A 25473-nucleotide genomic window follows, 5' to 3' on the forward strand; every position below is an offset into this window, starting at 1 on the left:
TTATATTAATAATGACATTTACCACACTCTAAACCTCCGATCGCGTCAACTGTAATCTTAGTTGCGTCACCGTATTGTTTTTTCAGTTTTTCGTGTAGCTCTGCGTAATATTCCTTGTTATACTCGTTGTCCATATCTACTTCTGTAGTTCTGTGACACTCTATACACCATCCCATTGTGAAATCATTCGCCATTTTAACTTCGTTCATTTCATCTACACGTCCGTGACATGCGAAACAAACTTGTTCTCCTGAACCAATGTTTAATTCTTTCGAATTTGGAATAGTACCGTCTTTAATTGCTTTTTTGATTGCTTTTTCTCCAGCTACAACGTGTTGTGCGTGGCTAAAGAATACGAAATCTGGCATGTTGTGAATACGAACCCATTCGATTGGTTTTTGTGGACCATCGTATTTGTTTGTTTCAGGATTCCATCCTATCGCTTTATACATTTTTTGGATTTCTCCTGTATAGAACGCTTTTACGCCTTCTTCGTCTGCGAATTTACCAGAAGTAATTAATTCTTCTTCAAAGTAATCTCCTTTGTATTCTTTGATTGTTTTGTGACAGTTCATACATACGTTAGGTGAAGGAATTCCCGACACTTTACCGTATTTCGCTGAGCTGTGACAGTATTGACAATCGATACTTTGTATACCTGCGTGTACTTTGTGAGAGAAATAAATTGGTTGTTCTGGCTCGTAACCTTTATCAACACCAATTCCCATTAATCCCCAGTAAACGTTGTATAATGCTAAGAAAGCTAAAACGGCTACAAGTACACTACCAACTTTTTTGTATTTCTCGAATACTTGTGATAATGATACAGCTGCTTTTTCTTTATCTGCATTCAACTCTTCTGTTGCTGTAGCTTTTACTAATGCATTAACGCGAACCAAAATCCACAATAATAATGCTGCTAAAACAACAAAACCTACGGCGATAACACCCGAATTAGCTCCTCCGCCTTGACCAGCTTGAGCAGCTTTTGCAGCAGCAGCTTCTTTCTTTTTAGCAGCTTTTGCTTCTTCAAATGCTTTTAGACCACCATCAGGGTCTGCAGTATATGCTAAGATATTATCAATATCACCGTCTGATAAACCTGGAAAGGCTAACATCTCAGTGTTATTGTACTCAGCAAAAATTTTGTTTGCATATGCGTCTCCAGACTCGCGTAACGCTTTGTTGTCCTTAATCCACGCATGCAACCATTCTTTACCTAGTCCAGCTTCGTCTTTTACACGCTTCTCGACATTACGTAATTCTGGCCCAATTAACTTACCATCTATCTGGTGACAAGTTGTACAGTTGGCTTCGAACAATTCATAACCTTTACCTGCATCTTGGGCATTTGCTAAGGAGAACGTCGACATTATAATCGCGCAGCTCCATAAACGTATTCTTTTTAGAAATCTTGCCTTCATTTACTTAAAATAATCTCAGTTCGTTGTTTCTTTTAACTAGTTTTTATTTGAACACTTAACTAACAGCAAAAATAGTTTCAATACTTAATAAAATCATAAAGTTTACATACTGAACTTTATCATTCAGCTTAATTTAAAACAATTCTAAATTAATTGTTAAAAAATATCGCCTTATAAATATAATCTATTCTAGTTAATCAACCCAAAAAATATTGACTTTAACTAAGTGAACCAAAAATTAATAGATATACTTATCAAATACAGACAAAATCTATAATTTCAATCATTTTTATAAATTTAAGTTGAATTCATTTTTTTGGAACAATATTAGTAGAAAGAGAATAAAGTGGATTTTATAGTTTCTTAACTTAATTCTTAGAAGTATATTTGCACAAATTAATTCATCCTATGAAAAAATTTATCGTTTTATTCTTATTTATATTTTCAGCTTCGGCATTTGCTCAAGAAAAAATTGATACCGTACAAATTATCAACAATGGTACGCTTAATATGGAAATTGATAGTAGAATAAATAATGTAATAAAGGCAAAAGAAGATGCCGTTTGTACATACACTGCACCAACTAAAAAACCTGTTGATAAAAAGCCTGTTGTTGTAAAATCGAATGATCCTTGTGCTGGAATGCCTCAAGTTAGTGGTTTTAAAATTCAGATTTATTATTCGAAAAACAGAGCTGATGCGGACAAAGTAAGAGCAGAATTTAATAAAACTTATCCTGATATGTCGGCGCAAGTAGTTTATTATTCGCCAGATTATCGTGTTTTAGTTGGAGATTATTTTTCTAAAAGCTCGGCTTCTAGAGATATTCGTCGATTAAAATCAAATTACAACAGTGCGTTTTCTATTCCTTACAAAGTTTTGTGTAGAAAAGCGAAATAAGATAAAATTATATCACATAAAAAAGCGTTATCAAGTTTTAATTTGGTAACGCTTTTATTTTTTAATGGTAATATCTAGTAGTTGACTCATTTGATGATTATTTTAGTTGTTTTGAAAGGTTGCCCGACCTTCAATTTCTAACTGAATCAAAATGCTTGCTAAGTTACTTTGCGCTAATCCTAAATTACCTGCAACTAAAACACCTTTTTCTCCTGTCGAAATTTTCTCAATTCCATACACTGTCGATTCGTCATCTGGATTAGAATTTCCTTCGTAACGATAAATATAAATAATTCTGAAATCGTATGGATGATCCATCAATTCTCTTTCAAGTAAATTAAAATCTTCTTGATATCCTTTTTCTGCTAACTCGCGAAGCGCAATGCTCGAAGTTTCGTAATTATACTGTCTTCTTTCAAACATAATTGTTTATAGTTTTTGATTGTTTATCTAAACTAACTAATTGTAAGACACTATTTTGTTAAACTTTAGTTAATCATTTATCGTATCATAAATTTTAACTTTGCTAATCATTTATTGTATAAAAATATTGTTCGTATTTTTGATGAAATTTTAAAAAATGATACTAGAAAAATTAAATAATAACGAAATAATTTTTGCAGATGTACTTGCTTTTATCGATGATAATTATAACTACACTCCTACCGCTTTTACAAATGGAAATCAGGAAAATGCAATCGATCAAAATCAAGGAAGTGCTAAAGTTTTGGCTTTTGCAAAGTTGAATGATTATACTGAAAATGATACGTTAAAATTATTTGCAGAGCATTATAAAGCTGTAATTAAAACGCCAAATGGAACAGATCATAACAATATTCGCCAATTTATGCAAAATGGTTGGAATGGTGTTTCGTTTGAAAACGATGTTTTGACTAAAAAATAACAAAAAAGCCTCACAAATTTGTGAGGCTTTTTTGTTGTGCAATATTTAATATCTAAAAAGGAGCCATAAAACTTATGACATAATCGTCGATTGATTTTCCTTTCGCTTCTTTTATTTCTAAATCGACCGGAACTTTATAAGAAGTCAAGTCTTTTTTGGGAATTTTAATTTTGATTAAACCTTGTTTCAATTCGCCTTGCTTCACAATAATATATTGATTTGGCTCGTTCAAAATCTCTGTTTTACCATCTTTAAATGATTTTACATTAACCGTTAATTTATAAGATTGATTGGTTTTATTCATCAAATTATATTGCAATGTATTCGTAATATAATCACCTTCTATCACAAAATCTTTCCCAGGAACTTGTAAAAATTTCACTTCAACATCGCTCCTATTCATTAAAAAAACATTCATTGCAAGTATCATCGCAACCAAAATCGTGGTAAAAGCAATTAATCGTCCATTTACTTTAAAAGGTTTTCCTTCAATAATATTTTCTTCTGACGCATATTTTATCAAGCCTTTTGGCAAATCAATTTTCGTCATAATATCATCGCAAGCATCCATACAAGCCGTGCAATTTACACATTCTAACTGCGAACCATTTCTAATATCAATTCCCGTCGGACAAACAGCAACACATTGACCACAATCAATACAATCACCTTTTCCTTCAGCTTTTCTATCTTCGGCTTTTCTAAATTTAGAACGACCATTTTCTCCTTCTCCACGTCGAAAATCATACGCAACTTGAATTGTTTTTTTATCGATTAACACACCTTGAAAACGACCGTAAGGACAAACCAACGTACAAGCTTGCTCGCGAAACCAAGCAAACACAAAATAAAACAACCAACTAAAAATGATAATTCCGATTAACATTCCGCTATGTTCCGAAGGTCCTTCTATTATCATTTTTTCTAGAGCATCGACTCCAACCAAATAAGCCACAAAAATATTTGTCACAAAAAACGAAACTAAATAAAAGACAAACCACTTTATTCCTCTTTTCAGTATTTTTTCTTCGTTCCAATCTTGTTTATCTAATCTAATTTGTTTGCTACGATCACCTTCTATTAAAAATTCTATTTTACGAAAAACAAATTCTAAAAATATGGTTTGAGGGCATAACCAACCACAAAACAATCGACCATAAACGGTTGTAAATAATATGATAAAAACAACGCTAATAATCATTCCAAAAGCCAATAAAAAGAAATCTGTCGTAAAAAAAGGAAAACCAAATAAAATGAAGTTGGTATTAAAAACATCAAATTTGAACAAAGGATTTCCATTAGGTAATTTGATAAACGGCAAAACAACCAGCAAAACCAATAATAATGTTGACGTTATGGAACGATAATTTGTGTATTTACCCGAAGGCTTTTTAGCATAAACCCACTTCCGAGTTCCATTTCTTTCCATTGTTGCAACCTCAGTTTTAAACTTCTCATTTTCATCTGCAACATTAAACTGAATCGTATTTTGATCAAAATCACTCATACCTTATCTAATTAGTGAGCAAAATTAACGCCGAAGCATTCCAAAACTTTGGCACTATTTATGTTTTCTATGGTATTATTTATGGATTGATAAAAATCATTAATTCATAAAATAACAACCAACCATAACCTATTTAAAATAAATTGACATGAAAAAATTCGCCTTTCTATTACTCCTTAGTATTTGCAATTTGTGTTTTTCGCAAGAAACTTATAATGTAAAAACTGTTGATCAATTCGCTATTTATCCAACTTGTAAAGATTCTATTGATAAATTTGCAGAATGTTTTGATCAAAAACTAAATGAAGATTTACAAACTAAACTTTCTAAAATAAAGCTTGATAAAATTTTGAAAACGCAAGGTGAATATTTTGCGAAATTAAATTTTGTAGTTGATGAAGAAGGAAATTTTACGAATATAAGAATTTCTGGAAATGATGTTTTAGGAAGAATTTCGAAAGAAGTTTTACTCAAAATAAACAATGAACAAATTGATAATGAAACCAAAATAAGTCCAGCACTTTTAAACGGAAATCCGGTAAAAATAAATTATGCTGTTCCTGTAAAATACGTGATAAAATAACGTAATTAAATGCTTAAATATAATATTGTTTTCGAAATTGTTCGGGTGTAAAATTGGTGTATTTCTTGAAAAATTTCACGAAATAAGAAGCATCTTGAAAATTTAATTCATAAGCAATTTCGCTTACAGACAATTCTTTGTTTACCAACAAACGTTTTGCCTCTAAAACAACACGACTTCTAATTAATTCTCCTGCCGAAATCCCACCTAAATCTTTACACAAAGCATTCAAATGATTTGGTGTAATGTAGAGCATTTCGGCGTAATCTTTCGGTAATTTTTTAACTTTAAAATGCTGATCGATTAAGCTTTGGAAATTATTTAAAAGAACAGATTTATAATCATTAACAGCGTTAGAATCTGCAAAATAGTTGCGTTCTATTAATATAAATAATTCTAATAATTGTGAGCCAATTTTTAAGTTTGTAAACTGATCATTCAATAAATTTTCATTGATAATATTTTCGAATAAAGGTGAAATTATGGCTTGTAATTCTTTATTCAATTCTATCACATGATCGGTAATTTTTATGGATTGTAAAAACGAGAATTTTTGTAACAAAGACGAATTAATTCCAATCCAATCAAAAAAATTACTCGAAAAATTAACAACAAATCCATCATATTTCTCTTTAAAATACCATTGATGCACTTGTCCAGGCTTCATAAAATACATCATACCCGTTTTTACAGGAAATTTTTCGAAGTCAATTAAATGCTCTCCGCTTCCTTCTGTAAAATAAACCAAATGGTAATAATTATGGTTGTGCACTTGTTGCAAATGCGGATTGCTTTCCACATAACCTCTAAAACGATCAACAGAAAGTAATTCGTTTATATTTTTAGGCGTATTTAAATTACAAATATCAAATGTCGGAAATTGTTGTTTATCCATCTCAAAATCTATGAAAGACAAAAGTACAAACTATAATTTCGAATAAAATCATTCTTTTTTATGATTTGAAAAGTTTAACTTTATTGCTGTAAGCGATTATAAAAATGGAGTTTAAAGAGAAAAAAATTATTCTACTTTCTTTGGATGGTGGCGGAATACGAGGAATTATTTCTTGTGTAATCCTAAAATATATCGAGGATAAACTAAAAGAACAAGATTGCGAAGACGCAAAAATTGGCGATTATGTAGATTTTATTGCTGGCACAAGTACGGGCGCTTTAATTGCTTCTTTGTTGCTTTTACCATCTGATGAGCATCCAAAAAAAGCAAAACATTCAATTACTGACGCCTTGAATATTTATTTGGGCGAAGGGAAAAATATTTTCTCTAAAACCTTTTGGACCATTTTAAATAATCCTTTAGCCGTTTTTAAAGATAATTTTTCTACTGTTGTTCTCGAAAGTCAATTGGAATTGGTTTTTAAAAAAACCGAACTTAAGAATCTTATTCGTCCGTGTGCGTTGGTTGCTTATGATACGGAACATCAGAAACCTAAAATATTCAATTCGATAGATGGAATTTCTCCTTTCCGAAATTTTTACATTAAAGACGTTTGTCGTGCTTCATCTGCTGCACCAACTTATTTTGAACCTGCTAAAATAAAATCGTTTGCTGAGCAAGAATTTTCTTGTATTGATGGTGGTGTTTTTGCTAATAATCCTACTTTTTGTGGTTTTATTGAATCTCAAAAAATAAATTTTAGTAAATATTTTAAAGATGCATTAAAATTTGATGGAACTGCGCCTTTGCAAGAATTTGTAACAATTTCGATAGGAAATGGATCGCGTGCAAAATCGTATAAACATAGTGAATTGGCTGGAATCTCAAAATCGAAATGGGTAGATCCTTTGGTTGATATTTTTATTTCGACTGGTGTTAACATGGTTGATATGGAAATGAAAAGTATGTACGATTTATTGAAACCGAAATATCAACACAATTATTATCGTTTTAATCCCGAAATACCCGAATCTTCTATTGATTTAGGAAATGTTTCGAATGCAAATATCAAAACTTTATTAGATGTTGCGAATGATTATGTTGCAAAAAACAAAGAATATTTGGACGAAGTTGTTCAAAAATTAATAATCAATAAAATAGAAATTCAATAATAAAAAAAGGCTTTAATCTGTATCAGAATAAAGCCTTTTTAATGTTTACTTATTTCGAACATATATAAAAATGTCTTGATTTTTATTTAATTGACGATTATCTATAATACTTTCTAAGCATGCATTTGCAGAATCTAAATCTCCAACTTTACTAAAATCTTTGTATTTACCATTAACCTGTGGTACAACATGTCCGTTTAGTTTTTCGGGCGTCAAAGTTTTTCGTTCTCCAATCAAAGTATACACATATTCGTGTCCAGTTTCATCTGTAAAATTATCAACTTTATAAATTTGCTCTAAATCTTTTTCGTGATCAATTATTACAAATAAATAATCTTTGTGGCTGTCTTTTTCAAAAAATACTCTTTTCATAAACCTATGTTTTACTCAAATTTAGTAAAAGAAAAGTATAAAAACCAATGTAAATTGATATAATTTTTCAAAAAAAATAAATTTATTTTTCCGCTATATAACTAGGATACAACAGAAACTGAGTCATTTTAATTAATAAATTTTAAAAAATCACACTACTTTGTTTTGCATAGTAGTGTAATTTACATAGATTTATAGAAATTACATTACTATGAGAAACACACTTCTATTATTAATCTTATTATGCAGCATAAGCATATCAGCTCAAATCAACTTTTCGGGAAAATTAGTTGATGATAAAACGAATTCGCCAATTTCTCTTGGAGAAATTTATTTAGCAAATAATGAAACTGAATTATCTAATTTGACAGACGAAAATGGAAAATTTACTTTTGGTCAAATTCCAGCTGGAATTTACGAAATGGCTGTTCTTATAAATTTTGATACCATCTATAAAGAGAAAATTGAATTGACACAAAATACAGAAAAACAACTTAAAATTTCTTCGTCAAATGTCGATTTAAAAGAAGTTGTTGTTTCTAAAAAAATATTTCAGAAAAAAGCAGATCGATTTGTGTTTGACGTGAGCAATTCGTCTATCGCAAAAGGAAATGATGCGTTTCATCTTTTAAAACAAACGCCGCTTGTTTCTACTACGGACGGAAAAACCTTAAAAATATTGAATAAATCTGATGTGATTATTTACATCAACGGACGAAAATCTAACATGGATAATGAAGCAATTATTGAAATGTTGAAAAATACGCCTTCAGAAAATATTCAAAAAATAGAGATTATTACAGTTCCTGGAAGTGAATTTCAGGTTGAGGCAAATACAGGCGTTATCAATATCGTCATGAAAAAAGAGACAACAAATGGATATAACGGAAGTGTGCGTTTGGTAGATAATCAAGGTTATTACAATAATCCAAGCATGAATGCGAGTCTTAATTTTCGTAAAGATAAATTGGCTATCAACACAGGTATTTATACTGGAATGTACAAATCGCGTGAAGAGATTGATTTATCAAACGGAAATCAAAATTTTATCACAACATCAAAAGGTTATATCGCTGATCCAAATACAAATTTCGGAGGAAATATTGGGTTAGATTACGAATTATCTGCGAATCAAAACATTGGTTTAACGTACAATTATAGATACAATAAAAGTTTTGATGCTGTATTTACATTCGATAATTCGTACAACGGAGTTTTACTAAATCGTACAACAAAAACGGAAGATGCACAAATCAGAAATCATTCGCTTAACCTTAATTATGAGATTAAAACGGATACAATTGGAAGTAAATTAATGACAAACGCATCGGTTTTATTCTACAAAAGAGGAATGGAAAGTATAAACGAAACTTTTCCTTATGACAATAGCGAATATCAAGCATTGAGACAATTTATTCCTCAAAAAATAGATAATATCAGTTTAAATGCAGATTATATTGCAAAAACTAAAAAAGAAAATACTTGGTTATTTGGTGCAAATTACATTTACACAAAAACGGATAACGATACAAAACAAGATAATTTAATTAATGGAAATTTTACGCCAGATGAAGTTTTTACAAATCACTTTTTATACAAAGAAAATATACTTGGATTGTATTTAACTTTTGAAAGAAAGCTGTCAGAAAAATTAAGTGGAAAAATAGGAACTCGCGTCGAAATTACAAAAACAGAAGGTGATATTATAGGAAAAAATAACTCATTCAAAAATGATTACACAAACTTTTTACCTTATCTAACATTAAATTACGACATCAATAAAAGCAATAATTTAAGTTATACATTTTCTAGCCGCGTAAAAAGACCTGCGTTTTGGGAGTTAAATCCTGCGCGTACTTATTTAACGCCAACCAATTATTTACAAAATAATCCATTCATGTCAAGTTCAAAATATTATAAACAAGAATTGAATTATCTTTTGAAAGGAACTTATTTTCTTAATGTTGATTTTGAATATGTGCAAGACGCATCTGGACAAATTCCATTACAAGGAACGGTTAAAAATTTAGCAACTGGAGAAACTACCGAATTTTTACGTTACATCCGCATGAATTATGGTGACAAGAAAACAGTAAATGCAACAATTGGTCTTAATAAAGAACTTTATAACGGAATTTGGAACATGAGTTATTCAGCAACATTTATGTACCAAAATTATAGTGGAGTTGTAAAATCTGATCCAACTTATATTGCGCAACCAGGCTTAGAAGAAACATTATATCCGTATGTTTTAAATTCTTCGTCTACAAGTGCGCACTTAAAATTTGACAATAATATTCGTTTATCAGCAAACAAAGATTGGTTTTTAGGTGTTAATTACTGGTATTTATCGTCTTTTGAATTAGAATTAGGAAAATTAGGACAACAACATAGTTTTGATATAAATCTGAAAAAGATTTGGACAAACTGGACAGTTTTGTTTGAAGCAGAAAATATTTTTGACACTGCAAATGTTCAAATCACGAATAACGAACCAAATGGAAACTTTAATAATCTTTATCAAAAAAATTATAGACGACAATTTACATTAAGTGTTTCGTACAAATTCGGAAATCAAAAAATTAAAAAATCGAGAGATATTAACGAAGCAAATAGCACAATCAAATCAAGATTATAAATTAGTAAAACAAACAATATATCACCACAAACGCCCAATATTTGGGCGTTTTGTATTTCTATAAAAATCCATTTCAAACAAATTTTACTTTATAACTGAATAAATACGTTATTTTTGAATACTTAATTTAGCATTTTACAGAAACTAATTTATCATGAAAAAAAATAAAATATCAACCTTAATTTTTGGATTATTCTTAACGAGTTTTTTAGCAATTAATGAAACCACATACGCGCAACAAACTATTGAGAAAACAACAAATAAAACAAGTATTTCGACTAAAGTTTTAAATGAAATTCTCGAAAAAAATAGAGCATTGTACAAGGACGGAAAAGTTGCCGATTATATTCCCGAATTAGGAAAAATGAACGCCAAAGCAATTGCTTTTTCTGTGGTTGATGAAAATGGTAAAATAATAAATGTTGGCGATGTTAGTCAAAAATTTACGATTCAAAGTATTTCTAAAATCATTTCGTTAATGATTGCAGTTAACGAAAAAGGAGAGAAAAATATTTTTGATAAAATAGGTTATTTCGGAACTGATAAACCGTTTAATTATTTTGCAAATTTAGATAACTCGGGAAAACCTTTAAATCCGATGATGAATGCTGGTGCAATTTTAACAACTTCTTTGATTGATGGTGAAGGCGAAATTCCGTTTCAAAAAATTTTAGAAATGGTTCGGTTTATCACAAAAAATCCTTCTATCGATTATAATAAATCTGTTTACAATTCCGAAAAAGATACCGGAAATCGTAACAGAGGAATGTTTTATGTAATGAAAAATACAGGTTTAATAGATGGTGATGAAGAAAAATTAAATAATTATTTCAAACAATGTTCTATAGAAATAACGGCAGAAGATTTGGCTAAAATAGGTTACTTTTTTGCACATCATTGCACACGTTTTGATGGCGATAAAACGTATCAAAATCCAGAATTAGCAAAACTTATACAAGCGCAAATGATGGTTGCTGGTATGTACGAATTTAGCGGAGAATACGCGCGCACAGTTGGTTTGCCAAGTAAATCTGGTGTTGGAGGCGGAATTTCTGTTTCTGTTCCAGGAAAAATAGGAATCGGTACGTTTAGTCCTTCTTTAGATTCTCACGGAAATTCTTTGGCTGGTTATCACATGATTTTAGATTTAGTAAATCGTTACAAATTAGGTTTATTTGATTGAGAATAAAGGGAAGTTATCTTCTCTTTTTTTAGTTTATTTAAAGATTATCGCCTATTTTGGTATTATCCTTGTAGACAAAAACAGACTAAAACACTAAGCCACAACGAAAAACTTAAATCTTTTGAAATTCAACCTAAAAAAAACGATTAAATATTTATCAATCACACTACTAACAATTATTTTATTGTTGATTGGTTTAGTTTTCAGTTTAAAAATACCTGCTGTTCAAAATTATGTAAAAGGACATTTAATTGATTATTTGGAAGATAAAATCCAAACAAAAGTAAGTCTCGAAAAAGTTTATGTCGATTTTCCTACTAGTTTGGTTATGCAAGATTTATATCTGCAAGGTCAAGACGTTGATACTTTATTGTATGTTCAGAAATTTGATGTTGGTTTAGATATTTGGCAGTTGCTAAAAAGTAAAGCTGACATAAAATCAATTGATTTGGAAGGCGTAAATGCAAATGTTGTTCGTAAACAAGACGGAACTTTCAATTTTGATTATATCATCAACGCATTTGCAACAAAGGATGAAGAGGAAAGTGAGTCGAAGCCATTTATTATTTCTTTGGATAAAATAAAATTGAAAAATATTGCGGTTTCATTTATAGATAAACAATCAGGAAATAATATAAAAGTTGCTTTTAATGAATTTGATACGCGTGTAAAAACGTTTGATTTAGATAAAAATTCGTACGCTATTGGTGATATTTTGATGGATGGTTTAAAGCTAAAACTGAAGCAAGATTTAGTAAAAGAAGTTGCTAAAAATGTGGAAGAAAAAGTAGATTCTTTAAATCAGCAAAAACCATTAAAACTTGAATTAAATGGCATTAAATTAACCAATTTTGATATTGATTATGGCGATGATAACGCTCAATTATTCGCAAAATTAAACTTTAAATCATTTCAAACAAAAATCAAAAATTTAGATTTAGATAAAAATTCGTACGCCGTTGGAGATATAAATTTGAGTGGTTTAAATTTAAAATTCGAGCAAAAAAACAGTAAAAATATCATCCAAAATAATTCAAATAATGTTGATGTAAAATCTAATCAAACACCTTTACAATTCGATTTAAACAAAATAAATTTAGCTGATATTAACGTTGATTATCGTGATGATAATTCAAAAATGTATGCAAAAGTTGGTCTAAAAGATTTTGAAACAATCATTAAAAAAATAGATTTAGCAAGTAATTCATACAACATTGGTGATATAAATTTGGATGGATTAGATTTAAATTATACTCAAAAAACGACTCCAATTCAATCAAAAAATAATGTTGAAAATACATCAAATCAATCGCCTTTACAACTTGGTTTAAACAAAATAAATTTAACAAATATTAAAGTTGATTATAATGACGAAAATTCTAAAACTTTCGCAAAAGTTAACTTGAATGATTTAAAATCTAAAATAAATAAACTTGATCTAAAAAATGCCATTTATGATGTTGACCATATCATTTTAAAAGGTACAAACGTCAATGCAAATTTACATTTAGCTACGAATTCTAAAACTTCCAAATCGTCTACAGAAGCCTCTGCTCCTATCAATTTGGCATTAAATAAATTGATTTTAGACAATGTAAAAGTGGTTTACAACAATACTGCTGTTGCGCATACAAAACAAGGAATGGATTACAATCATCTTAATTTTTCGAAATTAAATGTTGATGTAGAAAATTTTAAAATGTTTAACGGAGCTATTTCAGGATCGGTTAAAAAAGGAGAAATTAAAGAAACTAGAGGTTTGAATATTTTACGTTTAAATACCGATTTTCTTTACGGAGAAAAACAAGCTTATTTAAAAAATTTATATCTACAAACACCTAAAACATTGCTTCGCGATGAAGTTTATTTGACATATAATTCAATCAATCAGCTGACTTCAAATCCAGGAAATGTTATTGTAAATGCAAAAATCAGAAAATCAAAAATTGGTTTTGCAGATATTTTAAATCTCGTTCCGACGCTAAAAAACACAACACCTTTCGATAAATATCCAAATGCAATTCTTAACATTGATACGCAACTTAAAGGAAAAGTAAATGATTTAACGATACAGAATTTAGCTTTATCTGGTTTAGATGATTTAGCGATTTTGGCTTCTGGACGCGTTATAAATGCGATGAATCCAGATAAATTATATTATGATTTATCAATTCAGAATTTTTCTACTTCGTCCAAAACAATTTATAATCTTGTTCCGAAAAACACAATTCCGAGCAACATTAGAATTCCGTCAAAATTAATCGTTAAAGGAAAAGCAAAAGGAACAACGCAAAATGTAAATACGCAGCTTTATTTGACTTCTACGCTTGGAAATGCGAACATTGACGCCAAGGTTGATATGCAGAAAAAAGATGCTGAGAAATACGATGTAAAAGCTGATTTACAGAATTTGGATATTGGTACATTAATTAGCAATAAAGATATTGGTAAAATAACTGCAAAAATAAATGCAAAAGGACAAAGCTTTAATCCCGAAAAAGCAGATGCAGACATTAATGGAACGATAATTTCTGCTAATTATAACAACTATGTTTATAAAAATATTGATTTAAAAGCCAAAGTAAACAATGGTATTTTTGATGCACATTTACTTTCAAAAGATCCAAATGCAAATCTTAATTTAACCGCTTCGGGTGTTTACAAAAAAGATTTATCTGACGTAAAAATAAATGGTAAAATAGATAAATTAGACCTTAATAAATTAGGTTTTTATGCAACACCTATGATTATTGTTGGTGGTATAAATGCAGATTTTTCTACTCTAAATCCAGATGAATTAAACGGATCTTTACAGCTTACAAATTTTGCAATTTCGGATACAAAAGAAATTTTCCCCGTTCAAGAAATGAGTTTAACTGCCATTTCCACGAAAGATTCTAATCAAATTAATTTAAATTCACAAATTGCGGATGCCGAATTAAAGGGAAAATTTAAACTCACACAAATTTTTAGCGCGCTATCTGCAACTATAAATGAATATTATAATTTTCAAGAAAAAGATCAAAAAATAACGATTGATCCGCATCAATATTTTACGTTAAATGCAAAAATAAAAGATGATGATTTGATTAGAAAGTTTGTTCCTGATTTAAAAAATTTCGAAACCATTACTTTAAATGCAACGTACGAAGCCGATTCGCAAAAGATTTTAGTAAATGGTGAAATTCCGAATTTAACTTATGGTAAAAATACAATTGATGCCGGAAAACTTCAGATTTCCAATAACAATAATGCGTTGCAATATGATTTAAATATTGGCGGATTAAAAAGTGAAAGTTTTCAGCTCAAAAAAATTAATATCAACGGAGATATTGCGCAAAATATAATCAACTATAATGTTTCGACAAAAGATGATAAAGATGCTACACAATTTTTGATTGCTGGAAATGTAAAAGCACTGAATGATATTACCGAAATTAGCCTAAATCCAAATGGTTTAGTTTTAAATTACGACCAATGGCAAGTTGGAAATGACAACAGTATTCAGCTTAAAAAAGATGGAATTGTTGCAAATAATTTTAGAATTTCTAAAGATGGAAGTGAAATTTTGTTACAATCTGAAAACGAAAATGGATCAAGTCCTTTAAATATTCAAATCAAAGATTTTAAAATTGAAACGATTACAGAATTAATCAAAAAAGACGATTTACCAGCCGCTGGAACAATAAACGGAACGGCGCAAATAAGAGATTTAAACAAAGAAATGACGTTTACATCTGATCTTACAATTTCAGATTTACAAGCATTCGGAAATCCAATTGGTAATTTAACTGCTAAAGTTCAAAACACATCGCCAACTATTATTAATGCTGACATTGCATTAACTGGAAACAATAATGATTTAAAAATTACAGGTGATTATAATACCAAAGAAAGCGCGTTTGACTTGCTGTTGGCAATAAATCGTTTGGAAATGAAATCTATTCAAGGTTTTTCAATTAATGCGATAAAAGACACGGAAGGATTTATTTCTGGTAATTTAAATGTAACTGGAACTACAGATAAACCTTCAATTTTAGGTAAAATTCAGTTTAATGAAGTTGGATTAATAGTTGCCGAAACGGGAAGTAATTTCAGAAAAATAAACGATGCAATTGATTTTACAAATAAAGGAATTGAATTAAATCGTTTCAAAATAAATGATGCGGACGGAAATTCTTTAACTGTAAATGGTGAAGTCTTAACGCAAAATTACCAAGATTTTGCATTCAATTTAACTGCAAATGCACGCGATTTTAAAGTTGTTAATTCAGAAAAATCAAACGATGCATTGATGTACGGAATTTTAGCGATTAACGCGAATTTACAAATAAAAGGAGATTTAGATTTACCAATTGTTAGTGGACAATTAAAAGTAACGGAAGACACAAAATTTACGTTTGTTTTACCTCAATCTTCGCCTTCATTGCAAGCGCGTGATGGTATTGTAGAGTTTATCGATCAAGATCAAGTTGCTTTACAACAAACCATCAAAACTGATGAAATTAGCAGCGATACAAAAATAAAAGGATTTGATGTTAACGTTAATATTGAGATTGACAAAGACGCTAAAACTTCTCTTATTATTGATAAAGCAAATGGCGATTTTGTAGAAATACAAGGTGAAGCGCAATTGACGGGCGGTATGGATCCTTCTGGAAAAGTGACTTTGGTCGGAATTTATCAAGTAGAAAAAGGTGCGTACGAAATGTCTGTTAGTTTATTAAAACGAAAATTTGATATTCAGAAAGGGAGTACAATCACTTGGACAGGCGAACCAACAACAGCAACTTTAGACATTACGGCCGCTTATACAACAGAAGCTGCTCCGATTGACTTGATAGAACAACAAATTTCGGGACTATCTTCTTCTGAAATGAATATGTACAAACAGCGTATTCCTTTTAATACATTGCTGAAATTAAATGGCGAATTATTGAAACCAGAAATTACTTTTGATATTACCTTAAACGAAGAAAATCCGTCTGTTGCAACAACGGTTTTAGATAATACAAAAGCAAAATTAGATCAGTTAAGAAATGATGAAGCAGAAATGAATAAACAAGTTTTTGCATTGTTGTTATTAAATCGTTTTATTGGCGAAAATCCGTTCCAAAGTCAATCTGGTGTTTCTGCGGAAACCATGGCAAAGCAAAGTGTTAGTAATATTTTATCGCAACAATTAAATAATTTGGCAGCCGATTTAATCAAAGGTGTTGACATTGATTTTGGTTTAGATACACAAGATGATTATTCGACGGGTTCTAAAAATACACGAACAGATTTGAATGTTGCAGTGAGCAAACGTTTGCTGAATGATCGTTTAAAAGTATCAATCGGAAGTGATTTTGGTTTAGATGGTCAAGCACGAGAAAACGAAAACATGACTAATATTGCAGGTGATATTACGGTAGATTATAGTTTATCGCGCGACGGACGATACATGTTAAGAGCATATCGTAAAAACGAATATCAAGTTGCTTTACAAGGTCAAATTGTAGAAACTGGTGTCGGTTTTATCATTACAATTGATTACAATAAATTCCGAGAAATTTTCGAGAAAAGAAAACAGAACAGATCGTATAAGAAAACACAAAGAACCGAAACTAAATAATGAAAAAAAATCACAAAATAGCAGTCAAACTACTTGTAACTATTGGTGCAATTCTAGTGGTTTCATCTTGTAGCAATACTCGTTTTTTAGAAGAAGGACAACAACTATATACAGGTTCTAAACTAAGTGTAGAAGGTGATTCTTTGTCTAAAAAAGAAAAATCTGATTTAAAAAGTCAATTAGAAAGTACAATTATTCCAAAACCTAATTCAAGTTTTTTAGGATTAAGACCTCGATTATATATTTACAACATTGCAAAAGAACCTAAAAAAGAAAAAGGACTTTGGTATTGGTTAAAATATAAAGTGGGCGAAAAACCTGTTTTATTGGGCGATGTTGATATAGAATTTAACAAAGATATTTTGGTTAATTATTCCGAAAACAGAGGATATTTTAATGCAAAAGCTGCGAGTGATACAATTTCTAAAAATAAAAAAACAGAAGTTCGTTACAATTTAAAACCAAATGCACGCTACTATATAAGTCAAATTAATTTCCCATCAGACACAAGCGCAATTGTCAATCAAGAAATTGTAAAAACAAAAGATAAAACATTATTAAAACCAAATCAACCTTTTGATTTAGATGTCATAAAATCGGAACGAGAACGCATTGACACTCGTCTGAAGGAAAAAGGATTTTACTATTTTCATCCAGATAATATCATCATTCAAGCAGATAGTACAGTTAGTAAAAATCATAAAGTTGAGCTTTTTGTTAAGTTAAAAAATAACACACCACAAGAAGCTAAAGAACAATTTACAATAGAAAATGTAATTGTTTTTCCGAATTACAACATTCGAAATTCGAGAAAAGAATCCATTCAAATACCTATGAAAACCGATTCTTTGACAAAATATGCCTACAAAGATTATTTTGTTATTGATCCTAAAAAAACGTTTAAACCATCGATTTTTGATCGTGCGTTGTATTTCGAAAAAGGAGATTTATATAACCGCGCAGATCATAATTTAAGCCTAAATCGATTAATTAATTTGGGTGTTTTTAAATTCGTTAAAAATAATTTTGTTCTGACAGATTCCATCAACCATAAATTTGATGCCTATTATTTGTTGACGCCAAGAGATTTTCAATCGTTACGATTCGAAGTTTTAGGACGCACAAATTCGGCAAATTATGGTGGAGGCGAATTGAATTTGAATTGGACAAATCGTAATATTTTTAAAGGAGCTGAACAGCTAAAAATGGCTTTATATGGTGCTTTTGATGTACAATTAGGCGGACCAAAAAATGCAAATAATATTTTTAGAGCCGGATTTAATTCTCAGTTATCAATTCCGAGAATTATTGCGCCTTTCCGTTTCAATTCTTCGAGTGCTTTTGTACCGCGTACCAATGTCAATATTGGGTATGAATATCAAAATCGAACAAAATTATATACGCTGCATAATTTTAATACTTCGTTTGGTTATACTTGGAAAGAAAACGCGAAGAAAGAGCATGATTTAAAAATATTTGATGCGACTTTAGTTTTTCCTGAAAAAGTAACAGACGAATATAACGAGCAAATTTATTTTCCCGATGGATCAATCAAAAATCCAAGTTTAAAGCGAGTTGTAGACAAACAATTAATTTTTGGTCCAACTTATTCTTACACTTATACCACGACAATGTTGCCTAAAAAAAATACATTCTATTACCGTGGAATGGTCGATTTAGCTGCAAATATTACGGGATTAATTTCTGGTGCAAACGTAAAGAAAGACAATCAAAAAGAAATTTTTAAAATACCATATAGTCAATATGCAAAAATGGAACACGATTTCCGTTTTTACCATAAAATCTCAGAAAAATCGAGCTTTGCAACCCGTTTTATCGGCGGAATAGCTTATCCGTATGGTAATTCGGAATTTGTTCCGTTTTCTAAACAATTTTTTGTTGGCGGAAGTAATAGTATTCGAGCTTTCCGAGCGCGTACGTTAGGACCTGGAAGTTATGATCCGAGAACGCAAGATGCAAGTTTTTACTTTGATCAATCTGGAGATATCAAGCTAGAATTGAATGCAGAATATCGTGCAAATTTATTCAGTTTTCTAAATTTAGCAGTTTTTGCAGATGCAGGAAATATTTGGTTGGTAAACGATGATCCAGATAAACCAGGTGGTAAATTTTCGAAAGATTTTATGAGCGAAATTGCTGTTGGAGCCGGAATTGGTTTACGTTTCGATTTCTCGATTATGGTACTTCGTTTAGATTTGGCAATGCCGCTTCGTGTTCCTTATTACGAAAAAGGTGATCGTTGGGCATTTGATAAAATTGATTTTAGCGACAAAGATTGGAGAAAAGATAATTTGATTCTTAACATTGCAATTGGATATCCTTTTTAATAAGATTATTTATAAAATCAAGCCTTCAAGTTTTAAAACTTGAAGGCTTTTTTATTATTAATTACAATTAGTTAAACCAAAAAAGGAGACAAATAAATTTGTCTCCTTTTTTATGTATTTATATTATTTCAAGATTATTTTACATCAAAACGATCTGCATTCATTATTTTATTCCAAGCTGCAACAAAATCTTTTACAAATTTTGGTTGTCCATCAGCACTTCCGTAAACTTCTGCAACTGCTCTTAACTCAGAATTAGAACCAAATACTAAATCAGCACGAGAACCTGTCCATTTAGGTGCTCCCGTTTTACGGTCTGTTCCTAAATAAACTTCGCTACGATCATCCATCGCTTTCCATTTTGTATTCATATCCAATAAATTCACAAAGAAATCATTTGTTAATTTACCTGGTTTATCTGTAAAAACACCATGTTTAGAACCATCAAAATTTGTGTTTAATACACGCATTCCTCCAATTAAAACTGTTAATTCTGGTGCAGTTAATGTTAATAATTGTGCTTTATCAATTAATAATTCTTCTGTAGAAACTGCTCTGTTCTTCGATTTTCTATAATTTCTAAATCCGTCTGCAGCTGGCTCTAAATAAGCAATAGATTCTACATCTGTTTGTTCTTGCGATGCATCTTCTCGTCCAGGTGTAAATGGAACTGTAATTGCTTGACCTGCATCTTTAGCTGCTTTTTCTACAGCTGCCGATCCTCCTAAAACAATTAAATCTGCTAAAGAAACATGTTTTCCAGTTGCTTCAAATTTAGCTTTAACATCTTCTAAAACAGTTAAAACTTTGTTTAATTGTACCGGATTATTTACTTCCCAACTGCGTTGTGGCTCTAGACGAACACGCGCACCATTTGCACCTCCACGTTTATCAGAACCTCTGAAAGTTGAAGCAGAAGCCCAAGCTGTTGAAACTAATTCTGAAATTGATAAACCTGTATTTAATAATTCTGCTTTTAAATCTGCAATATCAGATTCAGAAATTACTACTGAATTAGTTGCTGGAATTGGATCTTGCCAAACAAATTCTTCTTTTGGTACATCTGCACCTAAATAACGGCTACGAGGTCCCATATCACGGTGTGTTAATTTAAACCACGCCTTTGCAAAAGCATCTGCAAATTGATCTGGATTCTCTAAAAATCGTTTACTTATTTTATAATATTCTGGATCTTCGCGTAAAGCAATATCCGAAGTTAACATTGTTGGTTTATGTTTTTTACTAGGATCGTGTGCATCAGGAATAATTGCTCCTGTTTCTTTTGCTTGCCATTGATGAGCACCTGCAGGAGATTTTGTCAATTCCCAATCAAAACCTAATAAATAAGTTAAGAATAAATTTGACCATTCTGTTGGTTTACTTGTCCATGTAACTTCTATTCCTGATGTAATTGTATCTGGACCTTTACCCGTTCCGAAAGAGTTTTTCCAACCTAAACCTTGCATTTCTAGACCTGCAGATTCTGGATCTGGACCAACATGATCAGCTGAAGCTGCACCGTGTGTTTTTCCAAATGTGTGTCCACCTGCAATTAAAGCAACAGTTTCTTCATCATTCATCGCCATACGCGCAAATGTGTCACGAATATCTCTTGCAGAAGCTAAAGGATCTGGATGACCATCTGGACCTTCTGGGTTTACATAAATTAATCCCATTTGTACAGCAGCCAAAGGATTTTCTAATTCACGATCGCCAGAATAACGGCTATTTTCGCCACCACTTTCTTCTAACCATGTTTTTTCTGATCCCCAATATACATCAATATTTGGCTCCCAAACATCTGCACGACCACCTGCAAATCCAAGTGTTTTGAATCCCATTGATTCTAATGCAACATTTCCTGTTAAAATGATTAAATCTGCCCAAGAAATCTTGTTTCCATATTTTTGTTTTACTGGCCAAATCAAACGACGCGCTTTATCTAAAGAAACATTATCTGGCCAAGAGTTTAACGGAGCAAAACGTTGTTGACCTTCGCCTGCACCACCACGACCGTCTTGCACACGATATGTACCTGCGCTGTGCCAAGCCATACGAATGAAAAATGGACCATAATGACCAAAATCTGCCGGCCACCAATCTTGCGAATCTGTCATCAATGTTTTTAAGTCATTTTTAACTGCTTCTAAATCTAAACTTTTAAAGGCCTCAGCATAATCAAAATCAGCATCCATAGGATTTGATTTATTATTTTGCTGACGTAAAATATCTACTTTTAATTGATCAGGCCACCATTGCTCGTTGGTTGTTCCCATACCAGCTACAGGTTTATCCATCGATCCATTATGAAATGGACATTTGCTAATGTCGTTTGAATTGTTTTCCATATTGATTGTTTTATTGTTTTCTAACTTTTTGTAAATATTATAAATATAACAAATCGTTTGCAGATTTTTGAATTGTATTGTTTTATTTATCTATAATTTAAAACTATTATTTATAAGGTTTTATCTAAAAAATTTATGATGGATTAAAAAAAAGCTTTATTCAACCTTATTTTAAATTTAGCTATAAATAGGGATTTTTTAAACTGAATAATTTTCTGAATTTTGACATATCAATAACAAACAATAAATCAACCTAAAAATAATAACCGAATTACTAACCAACATTCAAACCTAACTAATTACCTAACTTATTTTTCAAAATCGCTTATAGGATAACCACCTAAAGCGATTTTTTTGTGTAGAAAAATCTGAAAAAAATTGAGCGCTTAAATTAACTAATAGTAGTGATCCTTAAATCGATGAAAAATAACAACTTTCCTATAAAATCAATCAATTGGGTTCATTTTATAGAAATGATTTTATGGTAAAAAGTTCTTTGAAAAGTTTTACTGATAAAAAAGCTTGGATACAAAATTATTATCCGATTTATACGGATGTGATAGAAGCGCAAAATAAACCAGAAGCAGATCGTTTACATGACAAAATAGAAGAAATTCGTACGATAAATTACAATTGGTTTCAGGATTGTTTTGATGAGTTTAGACGTATTTTTGAAAGTAAAGTTGAAGATCTAATTTTATTGAACACGATATTGCAACACAAGCTAATGCAAAAGACAATCCTTTGTTAGTGCCTATTCACGGTATTAGTTTATATGATTATGCTGCTGGTTCTTCGCAAAGAGGTGCGGGAATTCCAGAAACTGAAATTTTCAAAGCTTTAGGAGTAGAAAAACCACAATGGGACGAAGCTGATATTATTTGGCAACAACGTATACAAGAGGATAATGAAATGACTGTAATGACTTTATTTAGTCAATATTTTGGGCAAATTGAGCAACATCCGAAATTAGGAAGCTTGAAAAAAGAATCAAATGGCGTTGCCAATGCAAATATGGAACGTGCAAAAACAGATGAGAAATTCTTTTATTAGTTAGTTGGAGCACGAGATGCTGCGATGGAATGTGGTATGGATGGCGGACAATGGATGTTGGATACTTATGGTATTGATATTACAGAGTTTCAATCCCAAGCAATGATTTGGATGCGTTCTGGAAACTATGCTTCGATGATATATTATCAAATGCTCAAAAAAGACGAATATTTAGCTAAATTTCAAAAAGAAATGGGCGGAAGTATCGCAGATGATATTGAATTTTAATTCTCAAATAATTTCAAAAAGTGTGATCAAATGATAACATTTTTTTTATCTTTATTTCCTTATGAGAAAACTACTTAACTTCAATATCAGCCTTGGTTTCGGTTTAATCTTGGCTTTATTTGTATCCAATTCGGTATGGGCACAGCAAAAATATTATGTTTATCAATACAATAAAACCTACGGATTGACCGATTTATCGGGCTCAGATTTGATTGAAGGAGATTTTACAGATGTGGAAGATGATTTTACAGATTCTAATTTTGTGGTTTTTGAAAATAAAGCACAAAAATATGTTTTAATTAATCTAAAAACTGGTAAACAAGAGGTTTTTGATACTTTCAAACCTTTTAGTTTTTATGCTGAAGATGAGTATTTTTCTTTTGTAGAAAAGAATGGAAAATATTATTATCGCGGTAGAGAAACCGAAAAAATAATTTCTGTTCCGAAAGAATTATCCAACAACTATTTTTCTCAAATAGGTATGATTAATAAAAACTATTTATTTGCAATTAGTACCGAAGAAGTTAAAGAACCAGTCAAAAAAAGTAAAACTCCCGTTAAAAAAGGAGCCATTCCTCCTCCAACGCTTCCGCCAAGTTATAAGGAAAAAACGTACGTTTATCTGTTCAAAAATCAAAAATCGTTGCCTTTTATCAAAAAAATAGAGATAGATAGCGATCATAGATTTTCATCTAGTGAGGCAAATTCGCTTTTTACCTTTTTTGAAGTCCGCAAAACTCCGAAAACAGATAAAAAAGGTGAAGTTTCATACGTTACCCTTCAAGACAGAACTTATAATCCTGATTTAATGCCTTGGCATTTTGCTTACGAATCGCCATTTGATATTGCCACTTTAACTGTTGGGAAAAAACTAATCATTTGCGATTCTACTTTTAAAGTGTTAAAAACGGTTCCAAAATCAGAAGATAATGATGCAAGAGATTTAGTAAAAACATATTTAACGGCAGCCTATCCAAATGATGATATCAACGTAAGCTTTGGTAATTTTTCTCCATCTGTTTCGATGGGCGGACTTGGTGGAACAAGAAAATCGTTTTGGGATGTTAAAGAAAAAGATGGTTTTAGTGAAATAAGTTATCTGAAAGATGAGCAATATGTTCCGTATTTAAAAGCGAAGGGAAAAGCTGAAATTCATTCAAACAACATCATCGAATTGACGGACGAAAAGGAAAATAGTTTATATATTTATTTGGATAGAGCGCATCTTGATGTACTTCCTATTCCACAAAAATATAGTACTGCATTTCAAATCACGAAATTGTAGTCATCTAAAAACAACAAAATAATTACATAGAAAAACCATGTTTCCAATTATAAAAACAGAACGTTTAACACTAAATCAAGTTGAACTGAATGATGCTGAATTCATCTTATTTCAACGATCGAGTCCCGAAGTAACGAAATATATCAGAAGAGAACCGTACACAAAAGTTGAGCAAGCGATTGCATTTATTGAGATGATTACACAACAATTCACCGAAAAACAGTCATATACATGGGCTTTGCGCAATCCTGAGACCAACGAAATGCTAGGAAGTATTTGTCTTTGGAATTTTTCTGAAGATCGCAAAACTGCTGAAATCGGTTATGATTTACATCCAAACTTTCAAGGAAAAGGTTTTATGAACGAAGCCATGCAAGCAACTATTAATTATGGTTTTAATCAATTAAACTTAAACCAAATCGAAGCTTTTACAAGTAAGTACAACGAAACATCTAAAAAACTATTAACCCAAAATAATTTCATTCTAAATAGCAATCGTAAAGACGAAGACAATGAGGATAATTTTATTTTTGAGCTGAGTAAATAACTAAAAAATTATTCTAGTTTAAATAAATACCAAAAAACCAAGTCCAAGCAATTAGAATTATTTGCATCGGAAGTCTTTCTCTGTATAGGTAGCGCATTCCAGGTCCGGTAAAATCAGCTTTAAAAATATTAATATTTTTCTTAGACGAATTAATATTTGCTATAAAAACAACGAGGTAAAATGCAATTAATAAAATTGCTGTAATTTCTCGGATCGACGGAATCATCAAACATATTCCTGCAGCAATTTCGATGAAACCAGTCAAATAAACCAAAACTATTTTTGCAGGAAAAAATGAAGGAATCATCATTGCCATTCCTTTTTCAAAACGGAAATGAGCCGCACCTGTAAAAATGATGAATATTGACATGGCAAGATTGCCTGAAAACAAAAAATTCCAATCTCCTTCTACTATTTTTGTTCCGATTAGAGCAATTACGAAGCTAACGAAAATAATGCCGAGTAATTTCAT

20 protein-coding genes are annotated in these 25473 nt (G+C 30.8%); 13 read left to right on the forward strand and 7 right to left on the reverse strand.

Translation table 11 applies throughout. From position 1 onward, the window contains the following. Positions 1-5 precede the first annotated feature (5 nt). Positions 6-1424, reverse strand: a complete 1419-nt coding sequence (locus tag BM072_RS08045; protein WP_092908145.1) for a c-type cytochrome — start codon at positions 1422-1424, stop codon at positions 6-8. 408 nt (positions 1425-1832) lie between these two features. Between BM072_RS08045 and BM072_RS08050 the strand changes: the two genes are divergently transcribed. Continuing rightward, positions 1833-2324, forward strand: a complete 492-nt coding sequence (locus BM072_RS08050) for an SPOR domain-containing protein (protein WP_092908146.1) — start codon at positions 1833-1835, stop codon at positions 2322-2324. A 102-nt stretch (positions 2325-2426) separates the two neighbouring features. On the opposite strand, the gene BM072_RS08055 is transcribed toward BM072_RS08050, so the two are convergent. Then, positions 2427-2747 carry a hypothetical protein gene (locus BM072_RS08055; protein ID WP_092908147.1) on the reverse strand — a complete coding sequence of 107 codons (321 nt, stop codon included), beginning with the start codon at positions 2745-2747 and terminating at the stop codon, positions 2427-2429. A gap of 157 nt (positions 2748-2904) precedes the next feature. Between BM072_RS08055 and BM072_RS08060 the strand changes: the two genes are divergently transcribed. Next, positions 2905-3228 carry a HopJ type III effector protein gene (locus tag BM072_RS08060; RefSeq protein ID WP_092908148.1) on the forward strand — a complete coding sequence of 108 codons (324 nt, stop codon included), beginning with the start codon at positions 2905-2907 and terminating at the stop codon, positions 3226-3228. Between the two features lie 52 nt (positions 3229-3280). Here BM072_RS08060 and ccoG read toward each other — a convergent pair whose 3' ends face one another. Then, the gene (ccoG, locus tag BM072_RS08065) at positions 3281-4735 is read right to left on the reverse strand and encodes a cytochrome c oxidase accessory protein CcoG (protein ID WP_092908149.1); all 1455 of its coding nucleotides are present in this window, start codon (positions 4733-4735) and stop codon (positions 3281-3283) included. Between the two features lie 148 nt (positions 4736-4883). Between ccoG and BM072_RS08070 the strand changes: the two genes are divergently transcribed. Continuing rightward, a complete protein-coding gene (locus BM072_RS08070; protein WP_125113286.1) occupies positions 4884-5318 on the forward strand; it encodes an energy transducer TonB in 435 nt (144 codons plus the stop codon). Between the two features lie 13 nt (positions 5319-5331). On the opposite strand, the gene BM072_RS08075 is transcribed toward BM072_RS08070, so the two are convergent. After that, positions 5332-6213 carry an AraC family transcriptional regulator gene (locus tag BM072_RS08075; RefSeq protein ID WP_092908151.1) on the reverse strand — a complete coding sequence of 294 codons (882 nt, stop codon included), beginning with the start codon at positions 6211-6213 and terminating at the stop codon, positions 5332-5334. 104 nt (positions 6214-6317) lie between these two features. On the opposite strand from BM072_RS08075, the gene BM072_RS08080 reads away from it, so the two are divergent. Then, positions 6318-7385, forward strand: a complete 1068-nt coding sequence (locus BM072_RS08080) for a patatin-like phospholipase family protein (RefSeq protein ID WP_092908152.1) — start codon at positions 6318-6320, stop codon at positions 7383-7385. Between the two features lie 45 nt (positions 7386-7430). On the opposite strand, the gene BM072_RS08085 is transcribed toward BM072_RS08080, so the two are convergent. Continuing rightward, on the reverse strand, positions 7431-7757 hold the full coding sequence (locus BM072_RS08085) for a hypothetical protein (protein ID WP_092908153.1): 327 nt from the start codon (positions 7755-7757) through the stop codon (positions 7431-7433). Between the two features lie 211 nt (positions 7758-7968). On the opposite strand from BM072_RS08085, the gene BM072_RS08090 reads away from it, so the two are divergent. From BM072_RS08090 to tamL, 4 genes are all read left to right on the forward strand, one after another. Continuing rightward, a complete protein-coding gene (locus BM072_RS08090; protein WP_092908154.1) occupies positions 7969-10395 on the forward strand; it encodes an outer membrane beta-barrel family protein in 2427 nt (808 codons plus the stop codon). 154 nt (positions 10396-10549) lie between these two features. Continuing rightward, positions 10550-11578 carry a glutaminase A gene (gene glsA / locus BM072_RS08095; protein WP_092908155.1) on the forward strand — a complete coding sequence of 343 codons (1029 nt, stop codon included), beginning with the start codon at positions 10550-10552 and terminating at the stop codon, positions 11576-11578. A 121-nt stretch (positions 11579-11699) separates the two neighbouring features. Next, positions 11700-17192, forward strand: coding sequence for a translocation/assembly module TamB domain-containing protein (locus BM072_RS08100; RefSeq protein ID WP_125113285.1), 5493 nt, complete (start codon positions 11700-11702; stop codon positions 17190-17192). Then, positions 17192-19540 (forward strand): translocation and assembly module lipoprotein TamL, encoded by a 2349-nt coding sequence (tamL, locus tag BM072_RS08105; protein WP_092908156.1) that lies wholly within the window; start codon positions 17192-17194, stop codon positions 19538-19540. Before BM072_RS08100 ends, tamL begins: the two co-directional genes overlap by 1 nt. A 134-nt stretch (positions 19541-19674) precedes the next feature. On the opposite strand, the gene katG is transcribed toward tamL, so the two are convergent. Further along, the gene (katG, locus tag BM072_RS08110; protein WP_092908157.1) at positions 19675-21888 is read right to left on the reverse strand and encodes a catalase/peroxidase HPI; all 2214 of its coding nucleotides are present in this window, start codon (positions 21886-21888) and stop codon (positions 19675-19677) included. A 481-nt stretch (positions 21889-22369) separates the two neighbouring features. Between katG and BM072_RS08115 the strand changes: the two genes are divergently transcribed. The 5 genes from BM072_RS08115 to BM072_RS08135 all read left to right on the forward strand — a co-directional run bounded on the left by BM072_RS08115 (position 22370) and on the right by BM072_RS08135 (position 25001). Further along, positions 22370-22639, forward strand: coding sequence for a hypothetical protein (locus BM072_RS08115; protein ID WP_092908158.1), 270 nt, complete (start codon positions 22370-22372; stop codon positions 22637-22639). Then, entirely contained in the window at positions 22639-22941 is a 303-nt protein-coding gene (locus tag BM072_RS08120; protein WP_338061010.1) for a DUF6620 family protein, read from the forward strand. The genes BM072_RS08115 and BM072_RS08120 overlap by 1 nt, the downstream gene beginning before the upstream one ends. A 24-nt stretch (positions 22942-22965) precedes the next feature. After that, a complete protein-coding gene (locus BM072_RS08125) occupies positions 22966-23169 on the forward strand; it encodes a hypothetical protein (protein WP_092908160.1) in 204 nt (67 codons plus the stop codon). A gap of 61 nt (positions 23170-23230) precedes the next feature. After that, on the forward strand, positions 23231-24454 hold the full coding sequence (locus BM072_RS08130; protein ID WP_092908161.1) for a hypothetical protein: 1224 nt from the start codon (positions 23231-23233) through the stop codon (positions 24452-24454). A gap of 37 nt (positions 24455-24491) precedes the next feature. Next, entirely contained in the window at positions 24492-25001 is a 510-nt protein-coding gene (locus BM072_RS08135; RefSeq protein ID WP_092908162.1) for a GNAT family N-acetyltransferase, read from the forward strand. 13 nt (positions 25002-25014) lie between these two features. On the opposite strand, the gene BM072_RS08140 is transcribed toward BM072_RS08135, so the two are convergent. Next, entirely contained in the window at positions 25015-25473 is a 459-nt protein-coding gene (locus BM072_RS08140; protein WP_092908163.1) for a DoxX family protein, read from the reverse strand.

Origin of the sequence: Algoriella xinjiangensis, assembly GCF_900115015.1 — a bacterium.
GTDB lineage: Bacteria > Bacteroidota > Bacteroidia > Flavobacteriales > Weeksellaceae > Empedobacter > Empedobacter xinjiangensis.

Bases quoted from the DNA above. Each gene is read 5' to 3' on its own strand.
- BM072_RS08045 (WP_092908145.1), bottom strand. From the start codon at position 1,424: ATGAAGGCAAGATTTCTAAAAAGAATACGTTTATGGAGCTGCGCGATT.
- BM072_RS08050 (WP_092908146.1), top strand. From the start codon at position 1,833: ATGAAAAAATTTATCGTTTTATTCTTATTTATATTTTCAGCTTCGGCA.
- BM072_RS08055 (WP_092908147.1), bottom strand. From the start codon at position 2,747: ATGTTTGAAAGAAGACAGTATAATTACGAAACTTCGAGCATTGCGCTT.
- BM072_RS08060 (WP_092908148.1), top strand. From the start codon at position 2,905: ATGATACTAGAAAAATTAAATAATAACGAAATAATTTTTGCAGATGTA.
- ccoG (WP_092908149.1), bottom strand. From the start codon at position 4,735: ATGAGTGATTTTGATCAAAATACGATTCAGTTTAATGTTGCAGATGAA.
- BM072_RS08070 (WP_125113286.1), top strand. From the start codon at position 4,884: ATGAAAAAATTCGCCTTTCTATTACTCCTTAGTATTTGCAATTTGTGT.
- BM072_RS08075 (WP_092908151.1), bottom strand. From the start codon at position 6,213: ATGGATAAACAACAATTTCCGACATTTGATATTTGTAATTTAAATACG.
- BM072_RS08080 (WP_092908152.1), top strand. From the start codon at position 6,318: ATGGAGTTTAAAGAGAAAAAAATTATTCTACTTTCTTTGGATGGTGGC.
- BM072_RS08085 (WP_092908153.1), bottom strand. From the start codon at position 7,757: ATGAAAAGAGTATTTTTTGAAAAAGACAGCCACAAAGATTATTTATTT.
- BM072_RS08090 (WP_092908154.1), top strand. From the start codon at position 7,969: ATGAGAAACACACTTCTATTATTAATCTTATTATGCAGCATAAGCATA.
- glsA (WP_092908155.1), top strand. From the start codon at position 10,550: ATGAAAAAAAATAAAATATCAACCTTAATTTTTGGATTATTCTTAACG.
- tamL (WP_092908156.1), top strand. From the start codon at position 17,192: ATGAAAAAAAATCACAAAATAGCAGTCAAACTACTTGTAACTATTGGT.
- katG (WP_092908157.1), bottom strand. From the start codon at position 21,888: ATGGAAAACAATTCAAACGACATTAGCAAATGTCCATTTCATAATGGA.
- BM072_RS08115 (WP_092908158.1), top strand. From the start codon at position 22,370: ATGGTAAAAAGTTCTTTGAAAAGTTTTACTGATAAAAAAGCTTGGATA.
- BM072_RS08125 (WP_092908160.1), top strand. From the start codon at position 22,966: ATGGAATGTGGTATGGATGGCGGACAATGGATGTTGGATACTTATGGT.
- BM072_RS08130 (WP_092908161.1), top strand. From the start codon at position 23,231: ATGAGAAAACTACTTAACTTCAATATCAGCCTTGGTTTCGGTTTAATC.
- BM072_RS08135 (WP_092908162.1), top strand. From the start codon at position 24,492: ATGTTTCCAATTATAAAAACAGAACGTTTAACACTAAATCAAGTTGAA.
- BM072_RS08140 (WP_092908163.1), bottom strand. From the start codon at position 25,473: ATGAAATTACTCGGCATTATTTTCGTTAGCTTCGTAATTGCTCTAATC.